The 19998-nt window shown below is 45.5% G+C and carries 17 protein-coding genes, 1 tRNA gene and 1 pseudogene; 15 read left to right on the top strand and 4 right to left on the bottom strand.

The window, feature by feature from the left end; genetic code table 11:
* A pseudogene (locus tag D1155_RS15660) lies at positions 1–225 on the bottom strand (IS4/IS5 family transposase); the annotation flags it as partial.
* A 312-nt stretch (positions 226–537) separates the two neighbouring features.
* Between D1155_RS15660 and D1155_RS08800 the strand changes: the two are divergent.
* Entirely contained in the window at positions 538–1317 is a 780-nt protein-coding gene (locus D1155_RS08800) for a hypothetical protein (protein WP_160202027.1), read from the top strand.
* Positions 1318–1383: 66 nt separating this feature from the next.
* Here the strand turns inward: D1155_RS08800 and abc-f are convergent, their stop codons facing one another.
* Both abc-f and D1155_RS08790 read right to left on the bottom strand, forming a co-directional pair.
* Positions 1384–2940: a ribosomal protection-like ABC-F family protein gene (gene abc-f, locus D1155_RS08795; protein ID WP_160202026.1), complete on the bottom strand. Its 1557-nt coding sequence runs from the start codon at positions 2938–2940 to the stop codon at positions 1384–1386.
* Positions 2941–3308: 368 nt separating this feature from the next.
* Entirely contained in the window at positions 3309–3974 is a 666-nt protein-coding gene (locus tag D1155_RS08790; protein ID WP_160202025.1) for a helix-turn-helix transcriptional regulator, read from the bottom strand.
* Positions 3975–4166: 192 nt separating this feature from the next.
* On the opposite strand from D1155_RS08790, the gene D1155_RS08785 reads away from it, so the two are divergent.
* The 14 genes from D1155_RS08785 to D1155_RS08725 all read left to right on the top strand — a co-directional run bounded on the left by D1155_RS08785 (position 4167) and on the right by D1155_RS08725 (position 18638).
* A complete protein-coding gene (locus tag D1155_RS08785; protein WP_160202024.1) occupies positions 4167–5078 on the top strand; it encodes a bifunctional enoyl-CoA hydratase/phosphate acetyltransferase in 912 nt (303 codons plus the stop codon).
* Entirely contained in the window at positions 5079–6149 is a 1071-nt protein-coding gene (buk, locus tag D1155_RS08780) for a butyrate kinase (RefSeq protein WP_160202023.1), read from the top strand.
* Between the two features lie 89 nt (positions 6150–6238).
* Positions 6239–6314 (top strand) — tRNA-Val (locus D1155_RS08775).
* Positions 6315–6554: 240 nt separating this feature from the next.
* The gene (locus D1155_RS15655) at positions 6555–6719 is read left to right on the top strand and encodes a hypothetical protein (protein ID WP_207709520.1); all 165 of its coding nucleotides are present in this window, start codon (positions 6555–6557) and stop codon (positions 6717–6719) included.
* 36 nt (positions 6720–6755) lie between these two features.
* Positions 6756–8141, top strand: a complete 1386-nt coding sequence (locus D1155_RS08770) for a sigma 54-interacting transcriptional regulator (RefSeq protein ID WP_160202022.1) — start codon at positions 6756–6758, stop codon at positions 8139–8141.
* Between the two features lie 184 nt (positions 8142–8325).
* Positions 8326–9279, top strand: a complete 954-nt coding sequence (locus tag D1155_RS08765; protein WP_160202021.1) for an arginine deiminase family protein — start codon at positions 8326–8328, stop codon at positions 9277–9279.
* A 15-nt stretch (positions 9280–9294) separates the two neighbouring features.
* On the top strand, positions 9295–10239 hold the full coding sequence (locus D1155_RS08760; protein ID WP_160202020.1) for an arginine deiminase family protein: 945 nt from the start codon (positions 9295–9297) through the stop codon (positions 10237–10239).
* Between the two features lie 11 nt (positions 10240–10250).
* A complete protein-coding gene (locus tag D1155_RS08755) occupies positions 10251–11987 on the top strand; it encodes a M28 family peptidase (protein ID WP_160202019.1) in 1737 nt (578 codons plus the stop codon).
* 18 nt (positions 11988–12005) lie between these two features.
* Positions 12006–13703, top strand: a complete 1698-nt coding sequence (locus D1155_RS08750; protein WP_160202018.1) for a Na+/H+ antiporter NhaC family protein — start codon at positions 12006–12008, stop codon at positions 13701–13703.
* A gap of 144 nt (positions 13704–13847) precedes the next feature.
* Positions 13848–14786, top strand: a complete 939-nt coding sequence (locus D1155_RS08745; protein ID WP_160202017.1) for a 2-dehydropantoate 2-reductase — start codon at positions 13848–13850, stop codon at positions 14784–14786.
* Positions 14787–14929: 143 nt separating this feature from the next.
* The gene (locus tag D1155_RS08740) at positions 14930–15655 is read left to right on the top strand and encodes an NAD-dependent protein deacylase (RefSeq protein WP_160202016.1); all 726 of its coding nucleotides are present in this window, start codon (positions 14930–14932) and stop codon (positions 15653–15655) included.
* A complete protein-coding gene (gene surE / locus D1155_RS08735; protein WP_160202015.1) occupies positions 15652–16407 on the top strand; it encodes a 5'/3'-nucleotidase SurE in 756 nt (251 codons plus the stop codon). Before D1155_RS08740 ends, surE begins: the two co-directional genes overlap by 4 nt.
* Positions 16404–17339, top strand: a complete 936-nt coding sequence (locus D1155_RS08730; RefSeq protein WP_160202014.1) for a phosphatidylglycerol lysyltransferase domain-containing protein — start codon at positions 16404–16406, stop codon at positions 17337–17339. The genes surE and D1155_RS08730 overlap by 4 nt, the downstream gene beginning before the upstream one ends.
* A gap of 117 nt (positions 17340–17456) precedes the next feature.
* Complete coding sequence (locus D1155_RS08725) at positions 17457–18638, top strand: acetyl-CoA C-acetyltransferase (protein ID WP_160202013.1); 1182 nt, start codon at positions 17457–17459, stop codon at positions 18636–18638.
* A gap of 100 nt (positions 18639–18738) precedes the next feature.
* Here D1155_RS08725 and D1155_RS08720 read toward each other — a convergent pair whose 3' ends face one another.
* Positions 18739–19956: an AraC family transcriptional regulator gene (locus tag D1155_RS08720; RefSeq protein WP_160202012.1), complete on the bottom strand. Its 1218-nt coding sequence runs from the start codon at positions 19954–19956 to the stop codon at positions 18739–18741.
* Positions 19957–19998 lie beyond the last annotated feature (42 nt).

Here is a 19998-nt window from a genome sequence, read left to right as displayed (position 1 = left end):
GTTTAGATTAGTTGCGATTTGAATATCTGAACCATCAACAGCCAAGAGTTTATATCCTTTATAATTATCATTACTATAAGTTGCTGCTGTAAAATCATGGAAAAGCGACGCAAATGCTTTAGGAAGTATGTTCTTACGCTGCTGGACAAAAGCAGATGATGTTGCTGTATTTAAGCCATAGCCAAACTGCCGTAAAAGTTCATTTGATAAAGATGCTCCCTCCATTGTCAATAACGAAAGAATCATTTTCTCACAATACTTATTCTCAAAAAAATCCCACACCACATTTTCTGTGATGTGAGATTTTCTTAACTTAATGCCATTGTTATAGATGCGCCTGGGCTTTTTACTTTTTTGCTTTTTTAGTACGCGATGGAGTGTATACATACTTGCGTGCTTTGCTTTGTTTCGGCACCAGTTACTTTGCAAGACCTCATCTGATTAGGAAGAAATATACATTTATGCAAAGAGATATTTGAATATTGCGCACAAGTGATATAAAATGTAGACATGTTGTAAAACAAAGGAGGGGATTTTTTGTATAACAGTAAAACTCATGTAGCGTATGAACTAAAGAGATTGTTAACGACAAAACGGCGTTATCAGGAAAGACTGGAGCAATTACCGCAGGGCTATTTGAAACTCTGCGCCTCTAATGGCAGACCGTATTACATGCGGCTCAAAGATGGACAGAAACAGTATTTAGGAAACGGTGCAAAAGAAGAAGTGCAGAAATTGCAGGAAAGACGATTTTTGGAAGTTACAATTCGGAATATAGAGTATAATCAGGGCTTGATGGAGCAGTATTTGGATCAATATCGTCCGACCGAGCCTCATGAGGTCATGCAGTCACTGCCGAAGGCGTATCAGAGGTATGATACGTACTGGGCAGAGGGGATACTGAATCCGAAGCAGTGGGAATTTGCTGATTACAACAAATCTAATTTTCATCCGGAGCATTTGACTCATAAAACGCAAAAAGGAGAATTTGTACGTTCAAAGTCAGAAGCTCTTATTGCGGACATTTTATATGAGCGAGGAATCCCATATCACTATGAAGAAAGGCTGCTGCTGGGCGATAAAACTGTTGTACCGGATTTCAAAGTTCTGGTGCGCAGTGAGAACCGGTTCAAGTTTTTAGAACACTGTACCATGATAGAGAATGAGCGCTATATTCGAAGCTTTATTTGGAAGATGCAGCAATACCAGGCACATGGATATTTACCGTGGCGGGATATTTTCTATACCTTTGATGATGTGGACGGCAGTATTGACACCTTCAGCATCAACAAAATGCTGGATCATTATTTTGAATAGTTCCGCATTTTAACTGGGGTTAGTTAAAATGCGGAACTCTCAAAGTAGTAATGCCGGAAAAGAAAATTACAGAAGCACTGTTTCCGTCGCCACATTATCGCAGAACGCTTTATCATGCTCGACAAAAATCATTGTCGGCTGAAATTGCAGAAGCAGATTTTCTATCTGCATGCGGGATAAAACGTCGATGTAGTTGAGCGGTTCGTCCCAGATGTACAGATGAGCGTTTTCGCAGAGACTTGCGGCGAGAAGGACTTTTTTCTTCTGGCCTTCACTGTAGTCCTCTATATTTTTCTCAAATTGAAGTCTGCTGAAGTCGAGTTTTCGCAGAATAGTTTTCAGCAGAGTAATATCAATGCTGCGGCGTGAGGCATAAGTATCCAGCGTACCGCAAAGACCTGCTGTGGTCTGCGGTACATAGGAAATGACAAGTCTGCTGCCGACGTGCAGATTCCCGGTGAATTCGGGGAGACTGACAGGCGCTTCGTCTGTTACAGCAGCAAAGGTGCTTTCTGCAGCTTGCAAAATCAGCTTCAAAATGCTGGACTTGCCACAGCCGTTAGGTCCCTGCAGTGCAATTCTGTCGCCGCGTTTGACAGTAAAAGATTTCTTGTTAAAAACTGGGAACGCTGTTGAATCCGCAGAGTCCAGGTAAAACCCGCTTACGTGATCTAAGGTAACCAGTACATCCGTGTGATAGGTTAGAGGATGGATTTTCAGGTCGTCTGCGCGCTCAATATTTTTCAAAAGAGAAGATTTTGAATTGATAGCTGCTTCCTTTCTTATCGCTGCCGCCTTGGAACGTTTCATCATTTTAGCGGACTGGGCGCCGATGTGACCTTTGTCAGGTTTGACACCTGCCTGACCGCCGGTACCGCCGGTTTTTCGCTTTTCAATAGTATCAGACCAGGCAGCAGTGCGGCGTGCGGCGGCTTCCATAGATTTTATCTGTCTGGTTAGCTTTTCGTTTTCAGCCATTTCGTAGCTGTCCTGCAGCTCCTTATTGTAGAGCCATGAGGAGAAATTTCCTTTTTGAATTTCGATATTTGTTTTGTTGATGGACAGAATGTGGTCCACGCAGGCGTCTAAAAAAAGACGGTCATGGGAAACCAGAATGAAGCCCCGCTTTTTCTGCAGATATTTGGCAAGGATTTCTCTGCCATGCATGTCCAGGTGGTTGGTCGGTTCGTCGATGAGAAGAAAGCCGTCCTCCCTTAGAAACAAAGCAGCTAGCTGCACTTTGGCTTTTTCGCCGCCGGACAGAGAAGTATACGGGCGATATAGAATATCGTCGGAAGTTTTCAGATAGTTGAGCTCGCGGGAAAGCTGCCAGTATTCATAATTTGGCACAATCTGATCGACGATGTCCAGCGTCAGGCGGTTTGTGTCATCGGCAGTCTGAGGCGTAAAGGGAAAATAGCTGAAAATTACTTTGGAAGAAATTTGACCCTCATAAGAATATTTCCCCAGCAGCAGATTTAAGAACGTGGTCTTTCCTCTGCCATTTCGACCGGTAAATCCCAGTTTCCAGTCCGTATCTATCTGAAAACTGACATTTTTAAAAATCGTATCGTAACTGCCATCGTAGGCGAAAGTTAAATTGTTTATACTTATTAAAGACATAAATATGCACCTCCTGGTATTCATACAATAAAATAAGCTGCAAGAAAGTATCTCACAGCTTATAAATATTGCAAGGCTCAGGAACACGGCGCAAAGGTAGCACCGATAGTTCCTTGTAAGGGCAGCATATATTTATTCTCAAAGATGGGTAACTTTCTCGCAGACTGCATGAGAAACAAAGCGGCAGGTGACTACCGTCTTAAAATAAACTTCTTCATGCATGATTAAACTAGCAAGAAATGTTACGCATCTTTTCACCTCAAATCTTTAGATATTTTAGTTCACACAAAGGTGGTAAACAGACAAGCAATCTGCTGCTGTCTGTACCCAAAGGCTATTATAACAAATTCGCCAAAGAAAAGAAAGCCTTATTTTTCTTTTCCGCGAGCTTCCTCAAGATAATTGTAAAGGGTGAATTTTGAAATCCCGAGAAGTTCGCAGACTTTCTGACCGGATTTTTGAATCATAAAGACGCCGCGCTCGTCGAGGAATTGAAGCAGTTTAATCTTTGCGTCTTTATTCATTTTGTCCGGCGGCGTGCCGATAAATGCCAGCGCTTCTGTGATGATATTGTCCATCATGCCGTGAATGGATGACGGCTGCAGGTCGAATTCATTACCGTTGGTAGACAATACGCTGGTTTCGAACTGGCCTGATTCAGAAAGACCTTTTACGGCATTTTCCAGTGCAACCAAATCGGTAATATCCTGGTTGATACACAGAGAACTGTTCAGTGTGCCGTCCTCATCAAAAAAATTGGCGGTTGAAGAACGAATAATCCGCCCGTTTGGAAGGTGGGAAATGTGACGAACCTTTTCAATGGATTTTCTGGGATGATTAACGTTCATGTATTTTAGGAAAGACTGTGTCGGTGCATCGCCGATGGTTCTGCCGGTCACGTGGCCGTTGACTATATAGACGATGGTATGATCCAGCTCTCCGGTAAAGTCGTGTATAACTACTTCTGCAGCAGAGCCGAACTGAGCGGCAACTAAATCTGCAATCTGTTTCAGCTGGTCGAAATTATTAACCATACAGCAACACTCTCCTTTAAGCTTTGTTCAAAAATATACTTTATTATACCAATTTTTTTGCGTTTTCGCAAGATGCCAAACAAAAAGTTAGGAGGTCAAAAAAATAATTTGACCAGGTACAGTAAATGTGATATGCTTAACATAAGATAAATTACATGCAATATGCAATCCGTACGGCGGGAGGAAAAGACTATGGCATTTAAAGATTTTGAGGAATTAGAAAAGAGCTTTCACGCAGCGGGAAAGAAGACCGTTGCAGTGGCGGCAGCGCAGGACAAATCTGCTTTAACTGCGGTGAGACAGTGCAGAAAGGAAGGTTTAGTTGATGCCATTTTAATTGGTGATGAGGCTCTGATTCGTGAAGAAATCAAAGCTTTTGACGGTGACTTTGACGATTGTGAAATCATCGATGCTAAGACTTTGGAGGAAGCTGCGCAGAAGACTTGCCAGTGTGTCAGAGATGGAAAGGCGGACTTCATTCTAAAGGGCAAAATTGATACGGGGATTCTTTTGAAGGCCGTTGTAAAAGAGGAGAATGGTCTGCGTACAGGAAAGCTGATGAGCCATCTGGCATTTTTGAAAATTCCAAATTACCACAAGTTGATTGTACTGACCGACAGCGGCATGGTTCTTTATCCGACCCTGGAACAGAAGAAGGAAATTATCGAAAATGCTGTTGAAAATCTTTGTAATATGGGATATGATACGCCAAAGGTCGGACTATTGGCAGCGATAGAGAAGGTCAATCCCAAGCAGCCGGAGACTGTGGATGCGGCCGCTTTGACCGAAATGTATAAAAATGGAGAAATCACAGGATGTATTGTGGAGGGGCCTCTTTCTTATGATATTTTGATGAGCAGGCAGTCGGCACACAAGAAGGGGTTTGACAGTGAACTGGTAGGCGACGCTGATGTGCTGGTCGTGCCTGATATGCCGTGCGGCAATATTCTCGGAAAGGCACTTCTCTTCTCGGCGGGTGCTGATATGGCGGGGCTGATTGTCGGAGCAAAGGTGCCCATCGCTCTGACTTCAAGAGGCGCTACAGAGAAGGAAAAGAGACAGTCGCTGCTTCTGGCTGCGGCGTGTGCGAAAGGAGACAAATAAATGGCTGAATATATTCTGGTAATTAACCCGGGTTCTACTTCTACGAAGGTTGCTGTCTTTGACGGCGAAAAGGAACTGCACTCCATGAACATCGACCATCCGGCGGAAGAGTTGAAAAAGTTTGTGGATATCAATGAGCAGCTGCCTTTCAGAAAAGTTGCCGTGATGAAATATTTGGAAAGCCAATCGCTGAAGCCGTCTGATCTGGCTGGAATTGCTGCAAGAGCCGGCGCTATCGGACAGCTGGAAAGCGGGGCGTATCTCATCGACGAGACCTTTGTAAATGCGTGCAGAACTTCCCAGATTCCGCACCCTGCTAATCTTTCGCCGATTATTGCCTATGAAATCGCAGAGGAGGCGGGAACTGGTATTTGCGGCTATGCTTATGACGCAGTTTGCGGCTGCGGCGTGCCGGATCCGATTTTTACCTATACCGGTGTGCCGGAAATCAAGAAACCCTTTTTTACTCATGTGCTCAACAGCCGCGCTGTTAGTATCGAGCAGGCGAAGAAAGACGGCATGAAATTAGAAGACACTACTTATATCGTTTGTCATTTGGGCGGAGGTGTTACCAGCAATCTGATTAAAGGTGGAAAAGTGTTGGATTTTGTCGGAGATGATGAAGGAGGCTTTTCGCCGGAACGTTCTGGCGGTGTGCCTTGCAGAGAACTTGTAAAGTTCTGTTTCAGGAGCGGACTTTCCGAAAAACAAGTGCAGAAAAAGCTGAAGGGTCAGGGAGGGCTTACCGCTTACCTTGGAGTCAACGACGCCAGAGATGTAGAGCGCATGGCCTTTGAAGAAGGAAACGAAGAGGCGAAGCTTGTATACGACGCTATGATTATGCAGCTTTCCAAAGATATTGCAAGTTTAGCTCCTGTAGTGTGCGGCAAGGTGGATAAAATTATCTTGACAGGCGGCATGGCATATTCTTCCTATTTGACTGCAGAAATGGAAAAAAGAGTCAGCTTTATCGCACCGGTTTCTGTCAGCGCAGGAACCTACGAGATGGAAGCGCTGGCAAAGGGTATTCACCGGGTGCTTGCAGGAGAGGAACAGGCGCAAGTTCTGTAAATAACCGGATACGGGAAGCCAGTGCAGCGGCAGATTAGAGTTGCCTAACTGCACTGGCGTATGTTATACTGAGAAAGCAATTTAGCTGTGATTTGTTAGCTCAGCTGGGAGAGCACTTGGGTGACAACCAAGAGGTCGGCAGTTCGAGCCTGCCACAAATCACCAAATTATTAAGAACCAAGGTTTGCGAGTTAGCATTCCTTGGTTTTTGTTTGGCCAACGCGCCGCACGCAGCTAACAAAACCGGGTTGTGCATATAATTCGACGTTTTTCTCAATATATGCACGTTTAGAGGAGAATCTGTGCATATATTTGAAGAAATTAGCGTAAATACGTATATCTTATAGTGTGCCATGCGATTTTTAACGGTAAATTGGCCGCGGACGTGCATATTTTAATTGATTTTTGAAAATTTACGTATGCCAGTGTGCATATTTTAGGGAGTTTTTTGAAATTTATGCACCGCGACCGAAGACGACCGTGGACGAGCAGACACGGAGCGGAGGTGCCGCCTGTATCTATCATAGCATCGATTTACATATTGACGATTTGCTTTACACCGCTGTATAATCAAAAATAAAAAGACTGCAGAGGGAGATGGATAACATGCTGAGAAGATATGCAGAGCAGATTTTGAATCTGTACAACTTCATTGACGGAATGATGATTGTCAATGCAGACGCAAAGGTTGAATATTTTATTACATATCGACCTGACGTCAATCTTCTGAAGGAGCAGAATTTAATCGGGCGTTATCTTTTGGACATTTATCCCAGTCTGACGGAGGAGAACAGCAGCATTATCCGCGTTCTTCGCACGGGTAAACCGATTTTCAATGAGTATCAGGTTTTGAGCACCTATGATGGACAGAACCTTCGGGCGGTTAATACTACCTTGCCTATCAAAGAAGGAGATACCATCGTAGGGGTGGTGGATGTGTCACGATACATTGATTCTGATATCGAGCGGCAGGACATCGTGTTACAGATAAAAGAAGCCGACGATGTGAAGACCATGTATACCATCGACGATATCGTCACTTCGTCCATGCAGATGGAGATTATCAAAGAGCGAATCGGCATGATTGCCGACACCGACTCATCTGTGCTCATCTACGGCGAAACCGGCACAGGAAAGGAACTGGTGGCGCAGTCTATTCATACTAGCAGCAAGCGAAAAAACCGCCGGTTTGTATCACAAAACTGCGCGTCTATCCCGGAAAACCTGCTGGAAAGCATCCTGTTTGGAACTGTAAAGGGCAGCTATACTGGCGCTGAGAACAGACCCGGACTCTTTGAAATGGCAGCGGGAGGCACTTTGTTTCTGGATGAAATTAATTCTATGGAGTGCAGCGTGCAGGCAAAGCTTCTCAAAGCCATCGAAGAAAAGCAGATTACCAGAGTCGGAGGGCTTTCTCCGATTCCCATCGATGTAAAGATTATTTCCGCAATCAATCAGCAGCCTATGGAGTGCATCAGAACCGGAAAGCTGAGAGAGGATTTGTTTTACAGACTCAGTGTGGTGCAGCTTTCACTGCCGCCGCTGCGTGAGCGGCTGAATGACCTGTTTTTTCTGGTCAGCCATTTTATCTCTATATATAATGAGAAAATGCACAGGAAGATTTTGGGTATTGATGAAGAAGTGGAACAACTTTTTAGAAGATATCCTTGGCCGGGCAACGTGCGCGAACTGAAAAATATCATCGAAGGGGCGTTTAACGTGACCAACGCTGCATTTATTCAGCTGAAAGACTTGCCGGAATATATGTTTACTGCGGCGAGAAGAGAGCCGGACTATATGACATCGGGCAAACCTGCTGTCGACCTGAACAATCCGGATTTTTCCATCGACAAAGCCTTGGCTGATTTTGAGGTCAGTCTCATTGAGAAAGCGCTGGCTCAGACCGGTACTATGAGTGATGCCGCAAAAAAGCTGAAAATATCCAAGCAGGCGCTGAACTATAAAATGAATAAATATGACATCAATCGCTGATGGTACGAAAAACTTTACAAAATAGTAAAGTTTTTTTTACTACTTGCGATAGGCTAAAGCCATAGAACGATGGAAACCGCTAATTTCAGCGGTTTTTATTTTTTTATAAATTGGCATAATAATTGCGGTTTATAAATACAAGTTGTGCAACGAGAAAGAAGTAGGAATAAATGAGGAGGTTGACATGAGTCAGGAACTTAAGAAATTTGATATTGACGCAATTCCGGGGGAACGATGGTTTCCGAAAGAGACAACCTTTGAGGAGGATATGAATCTTTACTGGGGAGACTGGGGCGTTGCGTCTGAAGTTGAAAAGCTGCGTGCGGTGCTTCTTCGCAGACCCGGCAAAGAAGTAGAAAACTTTGATGCAGCAGAGTACAGATTTTCTGATGAACCGGTTGATATCGAATTAATGAGAAAACAGCATGACCAAGTTGCGGATATTTATCGGGAGCATGGTGTCAAGGTTTACTACGTAGAGGAACAGAGAGAGGACCGACCGAATGCAATTTTTTGCAGGGATTTGATGTTTATGACACCGGAAGGTGCGATTATCACAAGACCTGGTATGGCAGCAAGACGCGGAGAAGAACGCTATATAGCAAAAGCCCTTTCGGATATCGGTGTGCCTATTGTAAGAACTATCAACGGAGACGGCATGTTTGAAGGTGCAAATGCAATGTGGGTGGACAGAAAAACTGTGGTTATCTCCACGGGAAGCCGCTGCAACAGAAGCGGATACGACCAGGTGGAAACAGAACTGAGAAGAATGGGTGTAACAGAAATCATTCACATGCAGCAGCCTTACAGCAATATTCATATCGATGGTCTGATGAACGCTGCCAGCAACGATGTTGTGATGGTTCATGCGTCACAGGTACCTTATGACGTGCTGGACGTTTTGAAAAAGAAAGGATACAAGATTTTGGAAGCACCATCTACAACAGAGGTGCGCGAAAGCTTTGGATGCAACTTTGTAGCATTGGAGCCGGGACTGATTGTAATGCCGAAGGGAAATCCGAGATGTCAGTCGCTGCTTGAAGACAACGGAATCAAGGTAATTACTGTAGATATTTCAGAGATTATGAAGGGCAGAGGTGCGCTGCACTGCATAACCGCATTTTTGAAGAGAGGATAAGGAGAGGTATTTAGCATGACAGATAAGAAACGTGATATCGACGCAATTGCAGGGGAAAGATGGTTCCCGAAGGAATCTACTATCATTGATGATATGAAGGACTTGTGGGGTGACTGGGGTGTATGCTCCGAGGTTGACCAGCTGAAGGCGGTTTTGATGCGTCGTCCGGGGCGGGAAATTGAAAACTTTGATTGGCAGGAAGCTCGCTTTAAAGCGGCAATCGATCCGGAAAAATTTCGTGCCCAGCATGACGGTCTTGCAGACATTTACAGAGCTCACGGCGTCAACGTTCACTACATCGAAGAGCAGAGAGAGGATAAACCTAACGCGCTGTTTTGCAGAGACCTGGTACTGATGACACCGGAAGGGGCTATCGTAACAAGACCTGCTATGGAAGCAAGACGCGGCGAGGAAAGATATGCTGCAAAGACTCTTGCAGACCTTGGAGTTCCAATCATCAGAACCATTTGCGGCGACGCAACCTTTGAGGGAGCGATGGTGATGTGGGTTGATCGCCACACTGCAATTTTGGCAAGCGGCGTCAGGACCAACAGAAGCGGCTATGAAATGGTGGAATACGAACTAAAGCGCATGGGTGTAACAGAAATTCTGCACATGCAGGTACCTTACGGTCACGCCCATATCGATGGAAATCTCAACTTTGCAAGCCACGATGTTGCAATGATTCATGCGTCACAGGTGCCTTACGATGTGTGCGATGCTTTGAAGAAAAAAGGCATAAAGCTGCTGGAGTGCCCGTCCCAGACTGAAGCAAAGGAAAGCTTTGCAATTAACTTTGTAGCCCTGAAACCGGGACAGATTGTAATGCCGGCGGGAAATCCTAGAAGCCAAGAGCTTCTTGAGAAAAATGGAATCGAAGTTATTCCGGTTGAGTTTGATGAAGTTATGAAAGGATTCGGTGCAATTCACTGTTGTACTGCATTCTTAAAGAGAGGGTAAGGAGAAGTAATATGAGTATTTATGAAAAGCTGGCAGAAGAACTGTCACTGGACAGAATGTATGAAAATATGACTTATCTGGTGGATGAAGTCGGAGAGAGACTTTCCGGTTCGCCGCAAATGCGTAAAGCGACGGAATTCATCTGTGGAAAATTAAAGGAGTACGGTGTGGAAGCGCACATCGACCACTTCCCAATGTACCAGAGCTATCCGAAAGAAGCAACTTTGACACTTCTTGCGCCGGAGAAAAAGGAAATTCCGGCAAGACCTGTATGTCATATTAAATCCACTTCAGCAGAAGGGCTCAGCGGGGAACTTGTTTATTTGGGAAGCGGTGCCTACGAGGACTATGAAGGAAAGGACGTGACTGGCAAAATCGTTCTGACCGACATGAACTGGAGTCCGGGCAGACCTGAAAAGGCAAGGATTGCCTGGGAAATGGGAGCAAAAGCTCTGATTATCATGAACTGGGGTAAGGCAGAAGACGGCCTGATTCAGATGGGTGCAGTTAAGGCCCAGTGGGGAAATCCGACACCGGACACAGAAAAGGATATTGTGGATTTGACTGTAATCAGCATTTCCAGAGCCGACGGTGAATATCTTGCAGGACTTTGTGAAAAGGGCGAAGTCAGCGTCCATCTGACGGCGGAAGCGACCAGAGAGTGGATTACTGCAGACCAGCCAATTGGCAGAGTTTACGGCGGAAAGAGTAGCGGCCAGTACGTACTTGTGGGAAGCCATGTGGACGCATGGGGAAAATCGGCAATCTGCAATGCGTCCGGCAATGCGCTGAATTTAGAACTCGCAAGGCTTTTTCAGAAACATAAAGATGAACTGAACCGCGACGTAGTATTTGTATTCTGGGACGGCCACGAAATCGCAGAGGGCGGCGGTTCCGCCTGGTATGCAGACAATTACTGGAAGGATATGAACGAAAACTGTCTGGCGTATATCAACATCGACAATCTGGCAATTAAGGGAACTACCATTCCAGGCGTGGAAGGACAGCCCGAACTGAAAGACTATCTGACCGGCGCAATCAAGGAAATCTGGGGTCAGGAAGGAGAGTGGCATCGGGCGTACAAAGGCGGCGGTGACTCCTCTTTCTTCGGTGTAGGCGTTCCGTACTGCTCCTTTGCAACAGAGTACACAGAAGAAAAGCTGGTAGAACTGAACTACGCATTTTACAGTCCATGGCTGCACAGCGACTCTGATACCATTGACAAATTGGACAGAGACCTGCTTTTGGGACACGGAAAATATTTTGCGTATATCATCGAAGGCATGGTCAATGCAGACCGTGTTCCTTACGATTTAAAGGCGTTGGCAGATGACGCCAGAGAGCAGTGGAGCCAGATTAAGGTGCTTAGCGGCCGTGGTGCGGATTTAATCTCTGAACTGGGTGAAACTGTTGAGGAATATGCAAAGGCGCTGGAAGCCCTCTGGGATTTACGCAATCAGGAGGGATTCGCAGAGGAATACGACCGTCTGGCGCTGCTTTGCGAGAGACAGACTGCAATGCTGCGCTGCTACTCGGGCCGCTACGGACAGGACTCCTGCTGCGCGCTGCAGACAGAAAATCCAATACCGGCCTTGGCGCACGCTCTTGCAAAATACAACAGGGCAGAGGAAGGTTCTCACGAATATTACCTGTGGGAAACGCAGATTCTGCGCGTAAAACACATGGTTTATGATGCAATGTATTACTCCAAAGAGCTGATACAGCGTGGCATACTGAAGACAAAATAATAAAAAGGAGGAAAGGCAATGAAAGGAAAAAGTATCTCTAATCGGAGATGGTTTCTTGCGGCAGCTTTCCTCATCGGCATGCTGGTATTGACCCAGTTTGCCTTTGGGGAAGACGGAGAGGAAACGCAGTATTTTGGCGCGCTTTCTCTTATTACGCCGTTTATTGCAATTGTTTTATCGTTTATCACCAAACAGGTTGTGTTGTCGCTGGCAGCAGCAGTATTTGCAGGTGCAACTATCATCAATGGAGGAAATATTTTTGAGGGCTTTCTGCGCACCTGTGACACATACTTTGTAGGTACTGTAGCGGATTCTTGGAATGCGTCTTTGATGTTGTTTATTCTGGCTGTAGGCGGGATGATTGCCGTTATGAGCAGAATGGGAGGAATGCAGGCTATGGCTGTTGCCATGGCGAAAAAAGCACAGGGTACCAAAAATGTGTTGATCATGACTTGGATTTTGGGATTGATTATTTTCTTTGAAGATATTGCAAACTCCCTGATTGTAGGTCCGACCATGCGTCCTGTTGCTGACGAGGCAAAGGTTTCCAGAGAAAAGCTGTCGTATGTCATCGACTCTACGGCAGGTCCTGTAACCGATATGGCACCAATTTCTTCATGGGTTGCCCACGAAATTGGTATGATTACACTGGCATTTACATCCATCAGCATGGAGGCCGCCAACGTATACGGAATTTTTCTGCAGACCATTCCGTACAGATTTTACAACATTTTTGCAATCGCAATGGTTATTATTGTAGTGCTCATGCAGAGAGACTACGGTCCGATGTACAAGGCAGAAAAGCGTGCAAGACTGACTGGAAAGCTTTACGCAGATAACGCAAAACCGATGATGAGTAAGGAACTGGATGCTATGAATGTAGCAGAAGGCGCACCGCTTCGCATTTACAATGCGGCAATTCCAATTTTGGTATTCATCTTTGTGACTGTTGCGGCACTGTGGTACACAGGCGGCGGTATGGATGCGGGCTTCACCTTGGAAGGCATTGCAACTGCATTTGGTAATACCGATGCAGCTTCCAGTATTCTGTATTCGGTTATCTTTACATCCATTTTGTGCATTATTATGGCAGTAGCGCAGAAAATCATGACTTTAAGAGAAGCCATCGATGTTTGGCTTGGCGGCTGCAAAGAGCTACTGTTCACCATCACAATTCTCATGCTGGCTTGGTCTACAGGCAGCGTCATGAGTGAGCTGGGAACAGGCGCATACATTTCCGGACTGGTAGGAACTGCAATTCCGGCACTTCTGCTTCCGGCACTTCTGTTTGTAATCGCTTGCGTGATGGCATTCTCCACAGGAACCTCTTATGGAACCAGCGGAATCATGATTCCGATTGCTTTTCCGATTGCTGTTGGAATGTCTGGCGGAGAAGTCGGATCCCTTGCTATCGTGACTATCGCAGCAGTAACTTGCGGCGCTGTCTTCGGCGACCACTGCTCGCCGATCTCTGATACGACAATCATGAGTTCCATGGGCTCTGCAGCTGACCTGATGGATCACGTAAAAACACAGATCCCGTATGCAATGACAGTAGCAGTTGTGGCAATTCTCGGATTTATCCTTGCGGCAGCAGGATTATCTCCGCTGATTATTCTTCCACTGGGCATTGTAGCTTTGGCAGTTATTGTAAGACTGATTGGCAAGAGCACTAAGCTTGAAGACCTCGAAAAAGAAGGTTCGGAGTCAGTGTAAATGAAAAAGCTGAGTTTATAGAATTGAAAATCCCCAGGCCTAAGGCTTGGGGATTTTTTCGATGTATCGCGTCTCCATCTTGCCACGCCCGGCAAAAAACGATATAGTATATGATGGAAAAGAAACTCGAAAGGACGAGACAGCATGAAACGGATTGAAAAGATACAGTTTATCGGCATGGGAGCGCTGGGCATTATGTTTGGTGATTTTCTGGCAGGGAAGATGGGCGCAGGGGCGGTGGCCTTTGTGGGAGATAAAAGGCGTACGGAGCGCTTTGAAAAAGAGGGTGCGTACTGCAACGAAAAGCCCTGCAGTTTTTCTATGATAGAGGCTGGAAAACAGGAGGTGGCGGATCTGCTGGTTTTTGCGGTAAAGGGCACAGCGCTTTCTGAGGCGGTAGAACTTGCAAAGGACTCTGTTGGTGAGGATACAACGATTATTTCTCTTCTCAATGGTATTTCCAGTGAAGAGGTTTTGAGCGAAGCTTTTGGCGAGGAACACATCGTGTACACGGTGGCACAGGGTATGGACGCAACCAGGGAAGGCAACCATCTGATTTACAGTCACATGGGTGAGCTTAGGATTGGTGTACCGAAAGGGGAAGGCGCTGCATGCCAAAAGCAGCGGCAGCACTTGCAGCGGATTTGTCAGCTGTTTGACGGGGTGCAGTTTCCTTATACGAAGGAAGATGATATTTTGCGCAGGATTTGGAGCAAGTGGATGCTCAATATAGGCTGCAATCCGACAGCGATGATTCTGGAAGGCACTTTTGGCACGCTGCAGACCGGCGGCAGTGGTCATCAGCTGGCGGTAGAAGCTATGAGCGAGGTAATTCCTGTTGCCAATGCAGAAGGCGTGGATTTGAATGAGACAGATTTACAGGAATATATTAATCTGCTGGATTCACTTAATCCGCAGGGCATGCCGTCTATGCGGCAGGACGGGCTGGCAAAGCGTTACTCTGAGGTAGAACTTTTTAACGGTGCGCTTATTGCAAAGGCGAGAAAGCACGGCATTGCGGTTCCGACTACGGAAATGGTATACCAAAGAGTAAAGGAAATCGAAGCGGGATACGAGAAATAGTACAGAATCTAACCTGTTTTTTCTGTGGGTTTTGTGGTATAATTATACAGTTAAGGTAATGCCAGCACGTTTTTAATAGTGTGGTTTAAGCACAGCTGAAACCTGACTGCATTTCGCCTTTGAAAGCTTTGGAGGTAACCATAATGGATGAAAGATTAAAGAAAGTTATTGACGAAAGTGAGAACATCGTATTTTTTGGAGGAGCAGGGGTGTCCACAGAAAGCAACATTCCGGATTTTCGCTCCGAAAGTGGGCTTTATCATGCGCAGCAGAAATACGGGTATTCTCCGGAAACGATGCTGTCGCATTCATTTTATAGAAATCATACAAAGGAGTTTTTTGCATATTATAGGGAAAATCTTCTTTATCCAAAGGCGCAGCCAAATCAGGCGCATCTGACTTTGGCGAAGCTGGAGGAGATGGGTAAGCTGAAGGCTGTGGTGACTCAGAACATCGACGGGCTTCACCAGAAAGCGGGCAGCAAGAAGGTTTACGAACTTCACGGCAGCGTTCTTCGCAACTACTGCGAAAAGTGCGGCGCTTTCCACGATATGGACTATATGCTGGACGATGTTAACTGTGAGGATGGTATTCCCAGGTGCAGCTGCGGTGGTATCATGAAACCGGACGTCGTCCTTTACGAGGAAATGCTGGATGATGACTGCATCAACGGTGCAGTTGCGGCGATTTCCGAAGCGGATACCCTGATTATCGGAGGCACATCTCTGGTAGTATATCCGGCGGCGGGACTGATTAACTATTTCCGGGGAAAGAACTTGGTGTTGATTAACAAATCAGAAACTCCTTATGATGGGAGAGCAAATCTGGTGATTTACGATTCGATTGGAAAGGTAATGGATTGGGCATGAATATTTTAGTAGTAAATGATGACGGGATTGAGGCTGCAGGTTTTGCGGCACTGGTGAAGGCGCTGTCTGAAGTAGCGGATGTGTACGTGTGCGCACCGGAAAGTCAGCGCAGTGCAAGGAGCCACTCTATCACCCTAGGGCAGGATGTAATCATCGAAAAAACGGAGTTTCCTGGAGCAAAGGCTGCTTATAAGATCAGCGGAACGCCGGCGGACTGCACTAAAATCGGGCTGCAGTTTTTTGCAGAGGCGGGAGCACCAATTGATATTGTTTATTCCGGCATCAACATGGGAAGCAATCTTGGCAGAGACACCCTGTATTCGGGAACTATTGGCGCGGCGGCAGAAGCGGCGCTCAGCGGTGTTCATGCGGTGGCGGTTTCGGTAGACGACCATGACGCGGTTTACTTTGATGTAGCTTGTTGCCTGGCGAAAGAGGCGATCGACCTGGTATACGGTAAACTGGACAAGTCGGTGGTACTGAGCATCAATGTGCCAAATTTACCGAAAGAACAGATTCGGGGAATAAAATACGTTCCTCTTGGAAACACAAGATATTATGACGATAAATTTCATCTGGTGGAGGGCAGCAGATATACCTTGTCAGGACAGCCGGGTGACTATGTAAAGCCGGGTGAGGAGAACGACCTTTCCGCCGTGGCTGAAAACTATGCGGTTATCACGCCGCTGCAGATGGACTTTACAGACTACGAGAGTTTAGAGCAAATAAAGAAATGGAGCCTTAGTTTATGAACATTTTCAAACATTGTTTTGAAGATATGACAGGAGAAGATATACGTATTTTAAAAGAGTATTTTCATGGATTTGACTATCGTGGAGCAGGGTATACCTTCCTAGCTAACTACATTTGGAGAAATACCCACTGCCTTTGCTGGGAGGTCATCGGAGACTACCTGTTTCTGGCTGGCGCAGACTGCATGATTGGAGAGCCTAGTGCGGTGATTTCCATGCCTATGACAAAGAACGGGGTGTATGAACCCCAAAAGCTGCGTGAGGCTGTACTGGAGGCACGCAGCCGTTTTGAGAAGCGAAAAATTCCTTTCTCGATTGTGCTGGTACCTGCGCATATGCGGCAGTATCTGGAAGAGGCGTTTCCGGAGGAATTATCCTTCGAACACGATAGAGATTCCGATGAATATGTCTATTTGAAGGACAAGCTGATTTCTCTCAGTGGACGGGCGCTGCACAAGAAAAAGAACCATCTCAATTATTTTTTGAAAACCTACAGCTACGAGGCAAAGCCTATTGACCGCACTATGACCGCCGAGATTATGGAATTGGTTCGCAGCGTGAAAGCGGGCAGGGATTATGATGCAGACGAGCTTGAGAGCCTTCATATGGAGGAAGAAGCAATCGGCGAGGTGCTGAAGTTTGCTGAAGATGAAAGCGTTTATGGAACTGCGGTTTTCATCGATGGAAAAATAGAAGCATTCGCGATAGGAGAGAGGCTTTCTCAAAATACCGCTGTAGAACATTTTGAAAAGGCAAACGACAAATTTCGAGGGCTCTATCAACTTGTCTGCAGTGAATTTTGTAAAAGTCTGCCGGAGGAAGTCGTGTATGTGAATCGAGAGGAAGATATGGGTCTTGAAAACCTCCGCCATGCCAAGGAAGCGCTTAAGCCTGACCACATGGAAGAGAAATATACAGCTTGCTTTTTGTAGGCGGATATGGTACTATTAGAATGTGAATAATTTAACAAATGTTAAAACATTAACGTTCAAACGTTAAAATGTTAACGATAGCCAGAGATGGCGTTTATTTTAAGGAGGTACATATCAATGAGAGAAGTAGTAATTGCTAGTGCAGCTAGAACTCCAATCGGAAGTTTTGGCGGCAGTCTGAAAGGCGTTCCTACCAGACAGCTGGGTGCAATCGCAATCAAAGCTGCAGTAGAAAGAGCTGGAATCAAACCTGAACAGGTTGATGAAGTAATTATGGGCTGTGTATTACAGGGCGGCTTAGGTCAGAACGTGTCCCGTCAGATGGCTTTAGATGCAGGTCTTCCTAATGAAGTTCCTACAATGACAATCAATAAAGTTTGCGGTTCCGGTCTGCGTGCAGTAGAACTTGCTGCTCAGATTATCAAAGCAGGCGATGCTGATATCGTAATTGCTGGTGGTGCAGAAAATATGTCTGCTACAGCTTATGCTATGCCGGCTGCTAGATGGGGCGCAAGAATGAACAATACACAGATGGTTGACATGATGGTTAACGATGGTCTGTGGGATGCTTTCAACGGATATCACATGGGTATCACTGCTGAAAACGTTGCAGAGCAGTGGGGCATCACCAGAGAAGAACTGGATGAGTTTGCTGTGATTTCTCAGCAGAGAGCAGAAGCTGCTATCAAAGAAGGCAAATTCAAGGACGAAATCGTTCCTGTTGAAATTCCGCAGAGAAAAGGCGATCCAATCGTATTCGATACTGACGAATATCCTAAGTTCGGCGCTTCCATCGAAAAGATGGCAAAGCTGAAACCGGCTTTCAAGAAGGACGGTATCGTAACTGCTGCTAACGCTTCTGGTATCAACGATGCTGGTGCTGCTCTTGTTGTTATGTCCAAGGAAAAAGCTGACGAATTAGGAATTAAGCCTCTGTGCACAATCAAATCCTATGCTTCCGGCGGTGTAGATCCATCTATCATGGGTGTTGGTCCTGTTCCTGCGTCCAAGAAAGCTCTGGAAAAGGCTGGTCTGAAGATTGAAGATATCGACCTGGTAGAAGCAAATGAAGCTTTTGCTACTCAGTCCTTAGCAGTTAGAAAAGATTTAGGATTAGATCCTGAAAAGACCAACGTAAACGGCGGCGCAATCGCTTTAGGTCACCCAATCGGAGCTTCCGGCGCTAGAATCCTGATTTCCCTGATTTACGAAATGCAGAAGAGAGAAGACGCTAAATATGGTCTTGCTACTCTGTGTATCGGCGGCGGTATGGGAACTACTGTTATTGTTGAAAAATAATCGAAACATAGTTACTAAGAAAGGGCAGTCTGCAATGGACTGCCCTTTTTTGTATAAGCGAAAACCCCGTGTTTCACACGGGGATGGTTTGTTGATGTTTTTACAGGATAACATACAGCTCGATGGTCCATTTTCCGCAGACAACGGCTTTTACTTCTGATTCTGCGGCGGTTAGGTGCCAAACTTCGCGTCTGGTGCCAATCAGCTTCTGCAGATAAGGGGACTGTTTTAAAAGCGCTGCCGCAGCCATACTTTCTACATGCTGGTTCAGACTGTCATCAATGTATAAAATGACACCTTTTTCCAAACCAGATGCACCTTCGAGGGTGAAGGTATAGGTTTTGGCATCTTCGTGGTAGCCGTGATACGTAAATCGTTTGATTTGCTGTCCATCCTGGGCAAGCGAGATTTTAATATTCGTTTGTCCAGTCTGTTTTCCAAGAGAAGATACAATTTTCTGCAGCTCTTCGATATCCCAATTTTCCTCCGTTACCTCCTGTGGTTTGCCTTTATACACCGATCGAAACTTTGATGGCGGACAGCCGAGAAAACTGGAAAATACCTGATTATAGTATCTTATAGAGGAAAAACCACTGGTTTCGGCGATATAGGTCAGCGTATAATCTGTATCTAGAAGCTGAATGACAGCATTAATCGTTCTGTAATAGTTAACGATTGTGTGAAAGTTTTTCTCCAGCTTTGCGGTAAACTCCCTGGACAAATAAGGGATACTCAGATATTCGCTTTGCGCGATATCTTTAAGTGAAATTTTGTTTGTTACGTTGGCAATCATATAGGAGCTGATGCGCTGAAATCGTTCTTTGCTGATATTTTCCTGCTGGTTTTCAGAAAAGATATGTCCTACATCGTCGAAATGCTCCATAATATAATGCAGCAGATTCAACGCTTTTTCATGGGCATCAGCAGATGAAATACCTTTGTGCGCATCCAAGGCAAAATATAGCAGCAGTGCGGCGAGTGAGTCTATATGCTCTTTTCTCGCAGCGGCGCCAAAGAAATTGCAGATGTTGCAGTTGTAGGTAACCCATTCAAAATTCATATTGGTGCACTGCAGAAGCTTATCATCAAAGCAAAAATATAGAACTCTGCAGGAATCGTTTTCTGCCTCCATCATAACAGGTTCTTTCACGTTGAGAATTTCAAGCTGTCCTTCATACAAGGTCTGCTTGCCTGCTACAGTTGAAAATTGTAATCGTCCTGACACAATATAGATTAAGGTCAGTTTTTTACAGATATGAAAAGGAATCTGACTGATGGAGGCGATTCCCAGTTTGCATATACCTGGATAGTTTAACATATGAATCCTCTTTATTAATTTCCCTAATTACACTGCAGCAGC

The organism is Anaerotruncus sp. 80 (assembly GCF_009936115.1).
GTDB classification, from domain to species: domain Bacteria; phylum Bacillota; class Clostridia; order Peptostreptococcales; family Anaerovoracaceae; genus Senimuribacter; species Senimuribacter intestinalis.
This window is presented reverse-complemented; position numbering and strand designations above follow the sequence as displayed.